Annotated in this window: 15 protein-coding genes; 7 read left to right on the top strand and 8 right to left on the bottom strand. The window is 68.6% G+C overall.

The annotated features are described in order from the left end of the window. Window positions 1-4: 4 nt before the first annotated feature. Window positions 5-379: a hypothetical protein gene (locus ACW7G2_RS07500; protein WP_456974323.1), complete on the bottom strand. Its 375-nt coding sequence runs from the start codon at window positions 377-379 to the stop codon at window positions 5-7. 131 nt (window positions 380-510) lie between these two features. Continuing rightward, window positions 511-2,988, bottom strand: a complete 2,478-nt coding sequence (gene hrpB, locus ACW7G2_RS07495; RefSeq protein WP_456974513.1) for an ATP-dependent helicase HrpB — start codon at window positions 2,986-2,988, stop codon at window positions 511-513. Between the two features lie 85 nt (window positions 2,989-3,073). On the opposite strand from hrpB, the gene ACW7G2_RS07490 reads away from it, so the two are divergent. Continuing rightward, on the top strand, window positions 3,074-3,868 hold the full coding sequence (locus ACW7G2_RS07490; RefSeq protein ID WP_456974321.1) for a TatD family hydrolase: 795 nt from the start codon (window positions 3,074-3,076) through the stop codon (window positions 3,866-3,868). 16 nt (window positions 3,869-3,884) lie between these two features. Here the strand turns inward: ACW7G2_RS07490 and ACW7G2_RS07485 are convergent, their stop codons facing one another. From ACW7G2_RS07485 to ACW7G2_RS07475, 3 genes are all read right to left on the bottom strand, one after another. Further along, complete coding sequence (locus ACW7G2_RS07485) at window positions 3,885-4,403, bottom strand: hypothetical protein (protein ID WP_456974319.1); 519 nt, start codon at window positions 4,401-4,403, stop codon at window positions 3,885-3,887. Window positions 4,404-4,495: 92 nt separating this feature from the next. Further along, window positions 4,496-5,287: an ABC transporter permease gene (locus tag ACW7G2_RS07480; RefSeq protein ID WP_456974317.1), complete on the bottom strand. Its 792-nt coding sequence runs from the start codon at window positions 5,285-5,287 to the stop codon at window positions 4,496-4,498. Continuing rightward, entirely contained in the window at window positions 5,284-6,270 is a 987-nt protein-coding gene (locus ACW7G2_RS07475) for an ATP-binding cassette domain-containing protein (protein WP_456974315.1), read from the bottom strand. The genes ACW7G2_RS07480 and ACW7G2_RS07475 overlap by 4 nt, the downstream gene beginning before the upstream one ends. A 50-nt stretch (window positions 6,271-6,320) precedes the next feature. Here ACW7G2_RS07475 and ACW7G2_RS07470 point away from each other — a divergent pair, with 50 nt between their 5' ends. The 6 genes from ACW7G2_RS07470 (at window position 6,321) to ACW7G2_RS07445 (ending at window position 11,273) form a co-directional block, all read left to right on the top strand. Then, entirely contained in the window at window positions 6,321-7,124 is an 804-nt protein-coding gene (locus ACW7G2_RS07470; RefSeq protein ID WP_456974511.1) for an FAD-binding oxidoreductase, read from the top strand. Between the two features lie 98 nt (window positions 7,125-7,222). Beyond that, complete coding sequence (locus tag ACW7G2_RS07465; protein ID WP_456974313.1) at window positions 7,223-7,615, top strand: hypothetical protein; 393 nt, start codon at window positions 7,223-7,225, stop codon at window positions 7,613-7,615. Beyond that, on the top strand, window positions 7,612-7,812 hold the full coding sequence (locus tag ACW7G2_RS07460; RefSeq protein ID WP_456974311.1) for a helix-turn-helix transcriptional regulator: 201 nt from the start codon (window positions 7,612-7,614) through the stop codon (window positions 7,810-7,812). The genes ACW7G2_RS07465 and ACW7G2_RS07460 overlap by 4 nt, the downstream gene beginning before the upstream one ends. Next, the gene (locus ACW7G2_RS07455) at window positions 7,809-9,341 is read left to right on the top strand and encodes an alpha/beta fold hydrolase (RefSeq protein ID WP_456974309.1); all 1,533 of its coding nucleotides are present in this window, start codon (window positions 7,809-7,811) and stop codon (window positions 9,339-9,341) included. Before ACW7G2_RS07460 ends, ACW7G2_RS07455 begins: the two co-directional genes overlap by 4 nt. A 4-nt stretch (window positions 9,342-9,345) precedes the next feature. Next, a complete protein-coding gene (locus ACW7G2_RS07450; RefSeq protein ID WP_456974307.1) occupies window positions 9,346-10,092 on the top strand; it encodes an ABC transporter ATP-binding protein in 747 nt (248 codons plus the stop codon). Further along, window positions 10,089-11,273 carry an ABC transporter permease gene (locus ACW7G2_RS07445; protein ID WP_456974305.1) on the top strand — a complete coding sequence of 395 codons (1,185 nt, stop codon included), beginning with the start codon at window positions 10,089-10,091 and terminating at the stop codon, window positions 11,271-11,273. The genes ACW7G2_RS07450 and ACW7G2_RS07445 overlap by 4 nt, the downstream gene beginning before the upstream one ends. 67 nt (window positions 11,274-11,340) lie before the next feature. On the opposite strand, the gene ACW7G2_RS07440 is transcribed toward ACW7G2_RS07445, so the two are convergent. From ACW7G2_RS07440 to yidC, 3 genes are all read right to left on the bottom strand, one after another. Then, window positions 11,341-12,336, bottom strand: coding sequence for an energy transducer TonB (locus tag ACW7G2_RS07440; RefSeq protein ID WP_456974303.1), 996 nt, complete (start codon window positions 12,334-12,336; stop codon window positions 11,341-11,343). Window positions 12,337-12,461: 125 nt separating this feature from the next. Further along, a complete protein-coding gene (gene mnmE / locus ACW7G2_RS07435; protein WP_456974509.1) occupies window positions 12,462-13,799 on the bottom strand; it encodes a tRNA uridine-5-carboxymethylaminomethyl(34) synthesis GTPase MnmE in 1,338 nt (445 codons plus the stop codon). A gap of 65 nt (window positions 13,800-13,864) precedes the next feature. After that, complete coding sequence (gene yidC, locus ACW7G2_RS07430) at window positions 13,865-15,622, bottom strand: membrane protein insertase YidC (RefSeq protein ID WP_456974301.1); 1,758 nt, start codon at window positions 15,620-15,622, stop codon at window positions 13,865-13,867. Between the last annotated feature and the right edge of the window lie 13 nt (window positions 15,623-15,635).

Below are 15,635 nucleotides of genomic sequence, written 5' to 3'. Positions count from 1 at the left end.
GCGCCTACCGGTCGGCGCCGGGCTCCTGCCCGACCTGCTCGCTGCTGCTGTGCCCGGCAGCCGACCCATGGGCGGTCCGGCGCGCTTCAACACGTTTTGACTGCCCATCGATCGCACGACCTTCCTGGGCTTTGCGGCGCCGGTACGCATATACCAGCAGGCCCGCTGCGGCGGCCATCGCCGTGGCGGCCGCGGTGGCCGTCATGACCGGGTGGCGGCGCGTGGTGCGGCTCAGCACCTTGCCACCGGTGCGGGCCGCGCCAACGGCAACGCCGGCCTTGAACCACTTCTGTGCGTGGTCAGGCACGTTGCGGATGCCATCGCCCAGCTGTCCTGCCAGCTGCATGGCCTTGTCCTGGATGAAATCTAGCTTGGTCATCGAAGTGTCCTGGATCTGGTTGATGCGGTATATCGCGAGGTGGGAAGTATCGGCCCGTTTCCGTCGCCGGGACGTGAGCGCAGGCACTTCCACCGGGGAATCTATTCATGTTCCCGGCGGACGGCATTTCCTTATCCGCGCGGTTTTGCGCGGTGGGTGGGCGCGGCGCGCAGCGGATCCTCCGGCCACGGATGCCTGGGGTAACGGCCCTTCATTTCCTTGCGCACCTCGGGCCAGGTCCGCTCCCAGAAGCCGGCCAGATCGCGCGTCACCTGCAGTGGCCGGCCGGCGGGCGACAGCAGGTGCAGGGTCAGCGGCACCCTGCCATCGGCGATGCTCGGGGTCCGGGACAGGCCGAACAGCTCCTGCAGCCTGACCGCGAGTACCGGTTCCTGGCCCACTGCATACTGGATCTGGCGCTGCTGGCCCGAAGGCACCTGGATACGCACCGGCGCCAGCGCGTCCAGGCGCTGGCCCTGCGACCAGTCCAGCTGCAACTTCAGCACATCTGCCAGATCGCCGACGGCCAATGCATCCAGCCGACTCTTGCCCGCAAAAGCCGGGCGCAGCCAATCATCAAGGCCAGCCAGCAGGGCCTCGTCGGAAAGATCCGGCAGCTGCAGCTCGGGCATCCACTCGCGCAGGCAGCACACCCGCTCGCGCCACTGCTGCAGCGCCGGGGTCCATGGCAGCGCCTCCAGGCCCCGCGTGCGTACCGCCTCGGTCAGTGCACCCGCGGCCAGTTCCGGGTCAACGCGCCCGCCGGGACGGCTGTCCAGCACGATCGCGTCGAATGTTTGCACCCTCTCGGCCACCAGCGCGCCACGGGCCTCGTCCCAGCGGACCTGATCGCGCTCGTCAAACAGCCCGGCAAAGGACTGTCGCAGCCGCTCCTCATCCACCGGCGCGGCGCGCAGCACCAGCGCCAGGCGCGGATCGAAGCGCAGCTCGCTGGCCACCAGCCACGGCTCGCCGAACAGGCTGCTGTCATCGGCCAGACGCGCCATGCGCCCGTTGGCCAGCTGGTAGCGCAGCGGGTCGGATGGATGCTGGTGGGCGATGCGGTCGGGGAAGGCATGGGCCAGCAGGTCGCCAAGGGCATGGGCCGGCAGCTGCGCTGGTGGAGGCGAAGACACCCGCAGGCGCCGACGCCACTGCCTGGACGCGGCATCAATGGCGGCCAGGGCACCGCGCGCCGCCCCGCCCTGGCCACGTCCGGAGCGGAACGCCGCCAGAGCCCGCCAGCGCAGTGCCAGCCCGTCGCCCTGCCCGGGCAACGGATCGCGCGCTTCAATCAGGGCCACCAGGTCGCAGGCCAGCGCCCGCCCGGCATCCTCATCGGCCGCCAGCAGCATCGCCGCCATCCGCGGGTCGGTGCCCAGCCCCAGCATGCGCCGGCCCAGCGGGGTCATCGCATTGCCGGAGTCGAGCGCGCCCAGCCGGCGCAGCAGGTCACGCGCCGAGGCCAGCGCACCCGCGGGCGGCGGATCGACGAAGCGCAGCGCATCACTACCCCACCCGGCCAGCTCCAGTGCCAGTCCGGCCAACCCGGTCTGGGTGATTTCAGGTCGCCGCTGCGGTTCCAGCCGCTGCGATTGCGGCCATAGCCGGTAGGCCCAGCCTTCGGCCACCCGTCCCGCACGGCCCGCACGCTGGTCGGCCGATGCCTGGGAAATGGACACCACCTCCAGGCGCGAAAACCCGCTGCCCGGATCAAACCGCGGCTCCCGCGCCAGGCCGCTGTCGATGACCGTACGCACGCCGGGCAGGGTGACGCTGGATTCGGCCACGTTGGTAGCCAGCACCACGCGGCGCAGGCCGTCATCACCACGTCGGAGCACCTGCGCCTGGCGTTCCACCGGCAGGTCGCCGTGCAGGGCCAGGACCAGGGCGTCGTTGCCAGTGGCCTCCAGTGCCGCCTGCACCCGCGCGATCTCCCGCCGTCCGGGCAGGAACGCCAACACGTCGCCCGGGTGCTGGGCGAGGGCATTCGCGATGGCACGCACCATCTGCCGTTCCGGGGATTCATCGCGACGGACGGGAAAGTGGGAAACCTCCACCGGGAACGCGCGCCCGGCACTGGTCAGCCGCGGCGCGTCCAGCACGCCAGCCAGCCCCTCGCCGTCCAGGGTGGCCGACATCACCACGATCCGCAGCTCTTCGCGCAATCCGGACTGCACGTCCAACGCAAGCGCCAGGCCCAGGTCGGCGGCCAGATGGCGCTCGTGGAATTCGTCGAACAGCAGCGCGCCGATGCCTTCCAGCAGCGGATCGTCCTGGATCATGCGGGTGAGGATGCCTTCGGTGACCACCTCGATCCGGGTGCGGCTGGAGGTGCGGTTTTCAAACCGGATGCGGTAGCCGACCGTTCCACCGACATCTTCGCCCAGCTGTGCGGCCATATAAGTGGCCGCAGCCCGCGCGGCCACCCGGCGCGGTTCCAGCATCACGATCCGGCGGCACTCCAGCCACGGTGCATCCAGCAGCGCCAGCGGCACGCGGGTGGTTTTGCCCGCCCCCGGGGGCGCTTCCAGCACCAGCCGCGGGTGGCGGGCGAGGGAAGCGCGGATCTCATCCAGCAGCTCGTCGATGGGCAGGCGTGCGGTCATCGGGCTAGGATACGGCCGGTCCAGCCTGGGGGCCGGTACGGACACGTTGCGTATCCTGTACCGCCGGTTCCATTGCAGCGAGTCCATGCAGCTCATCGATATCGGCGTCAACCTGACCCACGAAAGTTTCGACCACGACCGCGAGGCGGTCATGCAGCGCGCGCGTGATGCGGGCGTTGCCCGGATGATCGTCACCGGCGCCAGCCGCGCGGAGTCGCCGCGGGCGCTGGAACTGGTCCAGGCCTGGCCGGGCGAACTGTTCGCCACCGCCGGCGTGCATCCGCACCACGCCAGCGAGTACACCGCCGAATGCGACGCCGAGATGCGCGCCCTGCACGCCCACCCGGAAGTGGTGGCGGTGGGCGAGACCGGGCTGGATTACTTCCGCGATTTCTCACCGCGCACGGCGCAGCGGCGGGCGTTCGAGCGCCAGCTGGAGATCGCCGTCGATACCGGCAAGCCGCTGTTCCTGCACCAGCGCGATGCGCACGATGACTTCATCGCGGTGATGAAGGAGTTCCAGGGACGGCTGGGCCCGGTGGTAGTGCACTGTTTCACCGGCACCCGCGAGGAGTTGTTCGACTACCTCGACCAGGACTGGCACATCGGCATTACCGGCTGGCTGTGCGACGAACGTCGCGGCCAGCACCTGCGCGAGATCGTGGGCAACATCCCGGGCAACCGGCTGATGGTGGAAACCGATTCGCCCTACCTGCTGCCGCGCACGCTCACGCCCAGGCCGAAGGACCGGCGCAACGAGCCCATGCACCTGCCACACATCCTGGCCGAGCTGGCCCGTGACCGCGGGGAAACCATCGAAGTGACCGCCGCGGCAACCACCGCCACCGCGCAGGCCTTCTTCCGCCTGCCCGCGGGCTGACCGCACCGCAGGCGGGTCAGGAAGAAGGCAGCGACATATTGTTCATTGCCTCGCCCAGGCGCCTGGCTTCCTCTTCCATCTCGATCAGCCTGGCGCACCCGCTTTCCAGTTCGGCGGCGGGCTGCTCGGCGATCTTCAGCTCGGCGTGGCGCGCGGCCCAGTCCCACACGGCGTCAACGCGCGCAGCTTCCACGCCCGCGGCTACCATCTGTTCGCGCTGATCGTCCCGGGCCTGCCGCAGCGTCGCCTCGTCGTGGTGATCGCAGGACGCAGACAGCGCCTGCATGGTGGCGCCGATCTGCACCGCCACCGCCCACGACGCGGTCCGGCCATCGGGTTCCAGCCCTTCGACCGGCATCTTCTCCGACAGCTCCGGGGCCGGTTCCGGCTGCGCGGGTGCTGACTGGAGCGGCGCCGGATCGGACAACGACGCCCCCCCCTCTTCCGGTCCCTCCCCGCTGCAGGCGGCCAGCGCCAGAGCCAGGACCGTCACACCGGGCAGCAACTGCAGCGGCGATATACGCGAACGTGACATCGGGACTCCCCTCCCTGTACGAACGCCGCCGAGCATACCGCGGCCGACAACCTGCCCGGGCACCGGCATCCGGAAGTGCGACGCCGGTCCGCTCAGCTGCGCAGGCCGACGCCCCGCTTCAGCAGCCACAGACCCAGCGACCCCAGTGCCACCACGAAGCCCAGCATCAGCGCGTAGGCCACCCACAGCGGCACGTCGCCGCGGCCCAGCAGGCCGTAGCGGAAGGCGTTGACCATGTAGAAGATGGGGTTGGCGTAGGTGAGCTTCTCGGCCCAGCCTGGCAGCAGCGAGACCGAATAGAACACGCCGCCCAGGTAGGTCAGCGGGGTGAGGATGAAGATCGGCACGATCGCCACGTCGTCGAATTTCTTGGCGAACACCGCGTTGACGAAGCCGGCCAGCGAAAAAATGGTCGCGCCCAGCAGCACCGTAGTCAGGGTCACCCATGGATGCGGGATGCGCACCGTGGTGAACAGCATCGCGATGCACAGCACGATCACGCCCACCATCAGCCCGCGGGCCACCGCCCCGGCCACGTAGCCGCCCAGGATCACCCACGGCGGCATCGGGCTGACCAGCAGCTCTTCCACATGACGGCCGAACTTGGCGCCGAAGAAGCTTGAGGAGATGTTGCCGTAGCTGTTCTGGATCACGCTCATCATCACCAGGCCGGGGACGATGAAGTCCATGTAGCTGATCCCGTCCATGGTCCCGATGCGGCTGCCGATCAGGCCGCCGAAAATCAGGAAGTACAGGGTCATGGTGATGGCCGGTGGCACCAGGGTCTGGCTCCAGATCCTGAGGATGCGCATGATCTCGCGCCGGCTGACCGTGCCCAGGGCGACCATGTTGTTGCGCAGGTTGCTGCTCTCGCGTGCACTCATGCCGCTCGCTCCGGGGTCTGCGGAGCGGTTGCGCCGGGACCCGGCGCGCCCTCGCCGGTCATGCGCACGAACAGTTCTTCGAGCCGGTTGGCCTTGGGCCGCATGGACCGGACCCGCAGGCCGGCTTCATCCAGCGCGGCAAAGATCCGGTTGAGGTCCATGGAGCGCGGCATCTCCACGTCCAGGGTATGCCCGTCATGGGCCGAGACCTGGACACCCTCGACCTGCGGCAGCGCTGCCGGCAGCTCGCCCTCCACGTCGAGCAGGAATCCTTCCACGTCGAGCTTGGAGAGCAGGCTGCGCATCGGCCCCTGCTCCACGATCCGGCCGTGGTCGATGATGGCCAGGTTGCGGCACAGGTTCTCGGCTTCTTCCAGGTAATGCGTGGTCAGGATGATGGTGGTTCCGGCGGCGTTGATCTCGCGCAGGGTGCGCCACATGCCGCGGCGGATCTCGATGTCCACGCCCGCAGTGGGCTCGTCCAGGATCAGCAGCTGCGGCCGGGTCATCATCGCCCGGGCGATCATCAGCCGGCGCTTCATGCCGCCCGACAGGGTGCGGCTCATCACCTCGGCCTTGTCCCACAGCTGCGCCGCGCGCAGTTCAGCCTCGGCGCGCACGACCGCTTCGGCACGGGGGATGCCGTAGAAGCCGGCATAGTTGACCAGGATGTCGAGCGGCTTCTCGAACATGTTGAAGTTGATTTCCTGCGGCACCAGGCCGATCAGGCGCATGGCGGCGTCGCGATCACGCGCCAGGTCCACGCCGAACACCGACACGTCTCCGGACGTCTTGTTCACCAGCGAGGAGATGATGCCGATCAGGGTGCTCTTGCCCGCCCCGTTGGGGCCAAGCAGCGCATAGAAGTCACCCGGGGTGACATCAAGCGAAATGCCCTTGAGCGCCTCGACCCCGCCCGGATAGGTCTTGCGCAGGTCGCGCACGGACAGGGCGGGCGCGTCGCCATGTGGAATCTGGGTCATCTGGATACCTTTCCGCCCGGTTTTTCAGGCAATCCCGTTAGTATAGGCGGCTGCGCACGGGTGCCCGTGCGACATTGCGTTGCATCACATTGGCCAAAAAGAACTTTCCCCTCCGACTCGTCTCGCGCCGCATGATTGCTCCGGCGGTCGCGCACCTGGATCTGGTACGCGACGACGGCGAACCGCTGGATTTCATCCCCGGCCAGTTCGTCCAGGTGCACTTTGAATACGCCGACGGCACCGCCACGAAGCGCAGCTATTCGCTGGCCTCGGTTCGCGACCCGGCCGCCGCGGCCGATGCAGCCGTGCAGATCGCAGTCAGTTACGTGACCGGCGGCGCGGCCACGGCGCTGTTTGAAAGCCTGCACGTAGGCGGGGTGGTCAATGCCAGCGGGCCATTCGGCCGCTTCTGCCTGATGCCCAACGATGCCAACCGGCGTTACCTGCTGATCGGCACCGGCACCGGGGTCACGCCCTACCGGGCGATGCTGCCGCTGCTGGAACAGCAGATGGCCGAGCGCGGCATCGAGGTGGTGCTGCTGTTCGGTGCGCGCAGTCCGGCCGAGCTGCTGTACGGCGACGAATTCCGCGCGTTCGCCGCACAGCATCCGCGCTTCCGCTTCGTGCCCTGCTTCTCGCGTGAGCTGCCCGGACCGGGGTCCGCCCAGGACCACCCTGACGTGCGCCACGGCTACGTGCAGCAGTTCCTGGACGAATTCGCCCCCAGCGGCGACACCGACCTAGCCTACCTGTGCGGCAACCCGGACATGGTGGATGCCTGCTTCGCGGCCCTCAAGGACCACGGCCTGGCGGTTCCGCAGATCCGGCGTGAAAAGTACGTCAGCAGCAAATAGCCCGGGTCGGGGTTGCACACGCCAACTGTCAAGCTTGCTTGACACCCGGAAACGGCAAGCGCAACATCCATGTCAAGCCTCCTTGACAGGTTATCCCGATGCGCTCTGTCCACCGCCGTTACATGCGTGAATTCATCCCCGCCATGACCGCCTACGTGGTGGTACTGATGCTGTCGATGTGGGCCCTGCACCACGTGGAATCCACATTGGCGCGGGCGCTGCTGGCACTGGCGCCGGCGCTGCCGGTCGTGGCCGCCGCCCGCGCGGTCCTGCGCTTCGTCCGCGACAGCGATGAGCTGGATCAGAGGATCCTGCTGGAAGCGTTCTCGCTTGCTGCCCTGGTGCTGACCCTGGGCAGCTTCAGCCTGGGCCTGCTGGTGATGGCCGGGGTGGTGCCCATGCGCGCGGATCTGGCGCTGATCTGGATCCTGCCCACCTTTTGCGGGCTCTACGGCCTGTTCGCCTGCCTGGCACGGCGTCGCTACGCGTGAACAACCGGGTGCGCGAACTGCGCGATGCCCGCGGCTGGTCGCAGGCGCGTCTGGGCGAGCAGCTGGATGTGTCACGCCAAACCATCAATGCCATCGAAACCGGCAAGTACGACCCCAGCCTGCCGCTGGCCTTCCGGATCGCCCGCGAGTTCGGCGCATCGATCGAATCCATCTTCCTGTTCGAGGACACCCCATGAACCCAAGGCTTCGACACCGCCTGCCCCCGGCCGTCACCGCCCTGCTGGCGCTGGCCCTGGCCGGCTGCGCACCCATGACCACCAGCCAGACCGATGCCGCGGAAGACACCGGCCACCAGTTTGGCGACATCCATTTCCAGCCCTGCACGCTCGACAGCGGCACGGCCCAGACCACCATCGAAGCCCGCTGCGGCACGCTTGAAGTCGCCGAGGATCCGGCCGCGGCGGACGGGCGCACCATCAGCCTCAACATTGCCTGGCTACCCGCCACCGGCGCCTCCGGCAGCACCGAGGATCCGGTGTTCTTCTTTGCCGGCGGTCCCGGCCAGGCCGCCACCGCCCTGGCCTGGCAGATCAACCAGTCGCTGCGCCAGGTGCGCCGCCAGCGCGACCTGGTGCTCATCGACCAGCGCGGCACCGGCGGCTCCAATCCGCTCAGCTGCCTGGACGCGGATGGAGACCCGATGCCGCTGGATCCGGAATCCATGGCGTCGCAAGAGGCGATGCTGCCCTATGTCCAGGCCTGCCTGGCATCCATGGAAGGCCGCGCCGATCCGCGCATGTATACAACCGGCCATGCCATTGCCGACTTCGACGCGGTGCGGCAGGCGCTGGGGGTGGAACGGATCAACCTGGTGGGCGGTTCCTACGGCACCCGGGTGGCGCAGCAGTACGCGGCTGCCTATCCGCAGCACGTGCGCACCATGGTGATCGACGGCGTGGCCCCCAACGACCTGGTGGTGGGCGGCGAGTTCGACCGCACGTTCGATCGCGCCCTTCAGATCCAGTCGGGGTATTGCGAAGCGGACCCGCAGTGCCGCGAACGCTTTGGCGGCGATCTGCGCACCAGCCTGCGCACGCTGCTGGAGACGCTGCGCAGCGCACCGGTGGAGGTCGACTTCCACCATCCGCGCACCCATGAGCCGCAGCGCGACACCGTCACCGCCGATACGGTGACCGGGCTGGCGTTCTTCTTCTCCTATGCCCCGCAGACCGTTTCCATGCTGCCGCTGCTGCTGGACGAGGCGGCCAACGGACGCTACGGCCCGCTGATGGCGCTCAGCGCGCTGGCCACCGACCAGATGCAGGACATGCTCAACCGCGGCATGCAGTGGTCGGTGGTGTGCGCCGAAGATGCCCCGCGCCACGTGCCCCATCCGGACGCGGACACCATCCTCGGTCCGGAAGCGGCCGACATGCTGTTCAACGCCTGCCAGGTCTGGCCGGCCGGCGCGCCGCGCGCGGGATACACCGATCCGCTGGAGTCGGAAGTACCGGCCCTGCTGCTGTCCGGCGAGCTCGATCCGGTGACCCCGCCCGAGTACGCCGAACAGGTGCTGCCCGGCCTGCCCAATGGCCGCCACCTGGTGCTGGAAGGCCAGAGCCACGGCACCCTGGCGGTCGGCTGCATGCCCAGGCTGCTGGGCCAGTTCATCGAATCGGCCAACGCCCACGATCTGGACACCAGCTGTCTGGACGCCGTGCGCCCGGTGCCACCCTTCACCTCATTCAACGGCTGGGAGCCCTGATCCCATGATCGAAGCACAGCAGCTGCACAAGGCATTCAAGACCCGGACCGGCACGGTGAAGGCGGTGGACGGGGTTGATTTCCGCGCCCGCGACGGGCGCATCACCGGTCTACTTGGACCCAACGGCGCCGGCAAGACCACCACCCTGCGCATGCTCTACACCCTGATGAAGCCCGACAGCGGACAGGTGCGGGTGGACGGCATCGACGCCTCCGCCGATCCGGCCGCGGTACGGCGGGTGCTGGGCGTGCTGCCCGATGCCCGCGGCATCTACAAGCGCCTGACCGCGCGCGAGAACATCGCCTACTTCGGCCAGCTGCACGGCCTGCCGCGGGACGTGATCGCCGAGCGCACCCGTGCCCTGTCGGCACAGCTGGACATGGACGACTTCCTCGACCGGCGCACCGAAGGCTTCAGCCAGGGCCAGCGCACCAAGACCGCGATTGCCCGCGCCCTGGTGCACGACCCGCGCAACGTGATCCTGGACGAGCCCACCAACGGCCTGGACGTGATGAGCACCCGGGCGATGCGCGAATTCCTGCTGGAGCTCAGGTCGCAGGGGCGCTGCGTGATCTTTTCCAGCCACATCATGCAGGAGGTCGCCGCCCTGTGCGACGAGATCGTGATCATCGCAAAGGGCCGGGTGGTGGCCGCCGGCAGTGCCGACGAGCTGCGCGCACGGTTCAGTGAAAACAACCTGGAAGACGCCTTCGTCAAGGCGATCGGCTCCGAGGAGGGTCTGCTGGCATGAGCGCTGGATTCTTCAAATCAATGCTGGCGGTGATGCGCAAGGAGCTGCTGGATATCACCCGCGACCGCCGCACCCTGGCCATGGCCGTGCTGTTCACCCCGCTGATGTTCCCGCTAATGATGCTGGGGGTCAGCTCGCTGGGCGAGATGCGGATGAAGACCCAGCTCGAGGCGGAGCTGGAGCTGCCGGTGATCGGCGCCGAACGGGCCCCCAATCTGGTCGATTTCCTGGCCTCGCAGCGGATCCGGGCGGTCGAGCCGCCGGAGGACATCGTTGCGGCGATTGCCAGCCAGCAGGTCGACGTGGCGCTGGAGATCGGCGAATCATTCGACGCCGACTGGCGCGCGGGACGGCCGGCCCCGGTCGACATCATCCACGACGCCACCCGGCGCAACGCCGAGATCCCCGTGGCCAGGGTACGCAGCGCGCTGAGCGCCTACGGCGAACAGGTCGGTGCGCTGCGGCTGGTGGCACGCGGCATCGACCCCTCGATCACCCGGCCGCTCGGCATCGGTCATCGCGACCTGGCCAGCGAGGAGGCCAGCCGCGGAATGGTGTTGTCGCTGCTGCTGCCCTACCTGTTGATCCTCAGCAGTTTCCTGGGAGGTGCGTACCTGATCCTTGACGCCACCGCAGGCGAGCGCGAACGGCAGTCGCTCGAGCCGCTGCTGGCCACCCCTGCCGCACGCGGGGCCATCGTCAGCGGCAAGATGGTGGCCGCGTGCTCGCTGGGACTGCTGTCACTGCTGCTGACCCTGCTCGCCCTCAAGGCCAGCGCCCAGCTGGGCGAATCGGCGAGCATGCTCGATGTCAGCTTTGGCGCCATGCTGCGCATGCTGCTGGTGCTGGTACCCATGCTGTTCATCGGTACCGCGCTGCTGAGCCTGCTGGCGGCCTCGGCCAAGAGCATGAAGGAGGCGCAAAGCCACATGACCTGGCTGATGCTGCTGCCGATGGTTCCGGCCTTCGTGCTGATGGTCAATCCGGTGAAAAGCGAGATGTGGCAGTACGCGGTGCCATTTTTGGCCCAGAACCAGCTGCTGCTGAAGATCATCCGCGCCGAAGCGATCGATCCGCTCACCTGGACGGTCTATCTGGCGGCGGGCTTCGGCCTGGCCACCGTACTGTGGCTGGGTGCGGTGGCGCGCTACCGGCAGGAAAAGCTGGCGGTCTCGGCCTGATCCTGCGGGAAAACATGACGCCCGGCGATTGCCGGGCGTCCTCCATCAGGTCATTGAGCAACCGCAGTCAGTTGCCCGGATTGAATCCGATCGTACGCCGGGTGGTGACGGGCTCGGCCACCGGCTCGAAGCGCCAGCGGCGCACCGCCGCCACCGCTTCGCGGTCGAACACCCGGGCCGGGTCGGCGCGCACCACGCGCGCGTTCGCCACGGTGCCGTCCTGGTTGACGGTGAATTCCACCATCACCTCGCCGGACTGTCCGGCACGCAGCGCCTCGGGCGGATAGCGCGGTGCCGGCGTGCTGATCGGACGCACATCGGACACCGCGGGCGTCGCCGGCCGGGCGGCGGCCTGCGCTTGCGCCTCGCGCTGCTGCGCGGCCTGCTGCTCGGCCACCCGGGCGGCCTCGCGCTCACGTTCTTCCCGCTGCGCGGCTTCCAGCTCTTGCGCTTCTTCACGCTCGGCCTGTTCCTGTGCCAGGCGAGCCGCTTCTTCCTGCTGCTCCTGCTGCTGGCGCTGCCGTTCGGCCTGCAGCTGGCTCTGGCGCTCGGCCTCCTGTTCGGCGGTCAGCTGGCGCTGGGCAATCTGCTGCTGGCTGCGCTCCTCGGCCTCGTCAATGGAGACGCCCAGCCGGGCAAGCGCGGGATGCCCCGGGCTGGCCCGCTCGATCAGCGCACGCAGGCGGCGGGCCTCTTCGTAATCTTCACGGTCACGACTCTGCTCGGTGGCGATCACGGTCATCGGCAGCAGGTCGGTCAGGGCACTGGACACGGCGGCGTCCCCGGGCAGCCGTTCGCGCAGGGCCAGGTAATACTCCAGCGCGTTGTCGCCCGGGGGCGCGTACAAGCGGCTCTCGGCATAGGCCTTGCCTGCCGCCGCCCGCAGCTCGTCCACACTCATCTCCTGATGGGCATCCCCGCTGTCCTGCGGCGGAGCCGCTGCCGGTGCAGGGCTTTCCGATGCAGCATCGTCCCCGGTCGACGCCGCCTGTTCCGGTGCGGCCGGATCACCGCCGCATGCGGCCATCGTCGCCGCCAACGCGGCGGCCAGTGCAAATTTCAACCAACGCGGGCGCAATGGCCCGGATTCATTCCCCAACATCAGTGACTCCCCCTGCAGATGCGTTCATACGCGCGTGTAGGACGCGACAGCGGCGCCGGTTTGTCAACTCCGCGCCACCCCCCAGACTACTTGCCAATACAGAAAGTGGCGAAAATGTGACCCAGTAGATCATCCGGTGCCATTTTTCCGGTGATTTCCCCCAGCTCATCGTGCGCTTCGCGCAGCGCCTCGGCGGCCAGCTCCAAAACCTCCGCCTGCAGGTGCCCACGAGCGTTCTGCAGCGCCGCGGCAGCCGCGGTCAGTGACTGCACGTGGCGCGCGCGCGCAGTGAATTCGCCGCCGCCCTGTTCGCCGCCCACTCCGGCCAGGGCCTGCAGGCGTGCTTGCACCCGATCAAGGCCGGCGCCGCTGCGCACCGAAATCCACAGCGTGTCGGCATCGTCCTGGTCATATTCGGGCAGCAGGTCGGACTTGTTGCAAAGCCACAGCACGGCCGGTACGCCTGCAATGGCATCGGCGACCGCGGCGCGGCCGGTATCGGGGTCCCGCCCGTCCACGACCACGATCGCCAGATCGGCACGGCCCAGCTCGGTCCGCGCCCGGCGCATGCCCTCGCGCTCGATCGCATCCCCGCCCTCGCGCAGCCCGGCAGTATCGACCAGGGTCAGCTCCACGCCGGCCACGCGCACCGTCTCGGCGAGCAGGTCACGGGTGGTGCCGGCGATGTCGGTCACGATGGCCCGCTCACTGCCGGCCAGGGCATTGAGCAGAGAGCTCTTGCCGGCGTTGGGCGGGCCCACGATCACCGCGTGCAGGCCATCGCGCAGCCGCCGCCCGCGTTCGGCGGCGGCCAGGAGCTGGTCCAGCAGGACGGCGAGTTCGTCCAGATGGGCGGCCACTTCGTCGCCACCCAGGGTCTCCAGCGGCTCGTCGGAGAAATCGATCATCGCCTCCACGTGCACCCGCAGGGCCAGCATGCGCTCGGCGATCGATTCCACCCGCGTGGAGAACTCCCCATCCAGGGCGCGGCGGGCGGCGCGGGCGGCGCGCAGGTCGGCGGCGGCGATCAGGTCGGCAACCGCTTCGGCCTGGGCCAGGTCCAGACGGCCGTTGAGGAACGCGCGCTCGCTGAATTCACCCGGCCGGGCGCGGCGGGCGCCACGGGACAGGCACAGCTCCACCAGCCTGTGCAGCACGGCCGGGCTGCCATGGGCCTGCAGCTCGACCACATCCTCGCCGGTGTAGCTGGCGGGCGCGGCGAACAACACGGCGATACCGTCATCCAGCACGGCGCCGTCATCTTCGTGCAGACGCACGTGGTGGGCGTAGCGCGGGCGCAGCGGCCGGGCGCAGAGTGCTTCGCCAATGGCACGGGCGCCGGGACCGGACAGCCGCACCACCCCGATCCCGCCGGCACCGGCAGCAGTGGCGATGGCGACGATGGTGTCCTGCGTGGCGGTCACGGCGTGGCTGTGCATGGCGCTGCGGCGCAAGCGGGTGCCGGCCGCGTGGGCCGGCACCGCCGGGGTCAGGCCTTGGCCGGCTTGGGCGGCTGCGGCTTGGAAGACTGGTCCGGCTTGCCGGGATCACCGCTGAAGCGGCGCAGGAACCACCACTGCTGGGCCAGGCCCAGCGCACCGTTGGTGACCCAGTACAGCACCAGGCCGGCCGGGAAGAAGATCATGATCGCGCCGAAGATCACCGGCATCAGCTGCATGATCTTCTGCTGGGTCGGATCCATGCCGGTCATCGGGCTGAGCTTCTGCGTGGCCCACATCACCGAGATGTTGATCACCGGCAGGATGAACCAGGGATCGGGCGCGGTCAGGTCCTGGATCCAGCCCATCCACGGCGCGTGGCGCAGCTCCACCGATTCCAGCAGCACCCAGTACAGGGCAAAGAAGATCGGCATCTGCAGCAGGATCGGCAGGCAGCCACCGACCGGATTGATCTTCTCCTTCTTGTACAGCTCCATCATCGCCATCTGGAACTTCTGCTTGTCGTCCCCGTAGCGTTCCTTGAGCTGGGCCATGCGCGGCTGGAAGCGGCGCATCTTGGCCATCGATTTGTACTGCGCCGCCGACAGCGGATACAGCGCAATCCTGATCAGTACCACCAGGCCCACGATCGCCCAGCCCCAGTTTTTGATCAGGCCGTGGACCTTGTCGAGCAGCCAGAACAACCACTCACCGAGGAAGGCGAATGCGGAAAAGCGCGAATAGTCGACCGCACGGTCAAAGCCGCGCACGCCCTGGGCCTTGATCTGCTCGACCAGCTTGGGGCCAACCCACAGGCGCGCGGCAACGCTGGCTTCCTGCCCCGCCGCCACCGACAGGCCCGGACCCAGCTGGCGCACCAGGTGCCGCGGACCGTCCTCGTGCACCGAGATGACCGTGCGGTCCTCGGCGCGCGGGATCCAGGCAGTGAAGAAATGGTGCTGCAGGATCGCGGTCCAGCTCTCGGTCGCCTGCAGGTTGATCGCGCCGTCATTGAGGAACTTGGCAAACGGACGCCGGGTGTAGCCTTCCTCGTCGCTGTACCAGGTGGCACCGTTGAAGCTGAAGGACTCCGGGTTGGTCATGCCGCGGCTGATGTTCGGCGGAACCCGCGACAGCTGGCGGTAGACGTAGCCCTGCCACGGCGCATCGCCGGCATTGATGACGGTGTCACGCACATCGATCGCATAGGAGCCGCGGCGCACGGTGATGGTGCGCCGGATGGTCACACCGTCCGGACCCTGCCAGACGAACGGGACCACGACCTCGTCCCCGGCCTCGTCCAGCCGGTACTCGCGCTGGCCGCTTTCGGCCACGAAGCCTGCCTCGTGGGTCGGCGCGGCCTGGGCCTGGCTGACCCAGCCGCTCTGGGCGGCGTACCAGCGCGACGGGTTGGTATCAAACAGCTTGACCGGCGGGCTGTCCTCATCGCGGGTCTGCGGGTAGGCCAGCAGCGCTGCATCGACCACGTTGCCCTGGTCCAGGGTCAGGCGCAGCACGTCGGTGACCACGGTCACCGTGTTGCTGGCCGCCGGCGCCGGGGAAGCACTCGCTTCAGCCGTGGGCACCGCGCCGTCGGCGGCGGGCGGGGCAAGGGGCACGTTCGACGCGTCCGGCACCGCTGCGCCGGGGGAGGGCACCGATGAAGGCACCGCGTTGCCGCCGGCCATCTCGGCCGCGACCGGCAGTTGCGGAGCGGCCTGGACGTTGTCTTCCTTGCGCCATTCCATCCACAGCAGGATGGCCACCATCAGCCAGGCGAAGATCAGGAGGGTGCGGGTCTGGTTCATCGGACAGCCAAGC

Source organism: Luteimonas sp. A277 (genome assembly GCF_054052045.1).
Note: the sequence above shows the minus strand (reverse complement) of the source record. Positions and strands in the feature narration are given on the sequence as shown.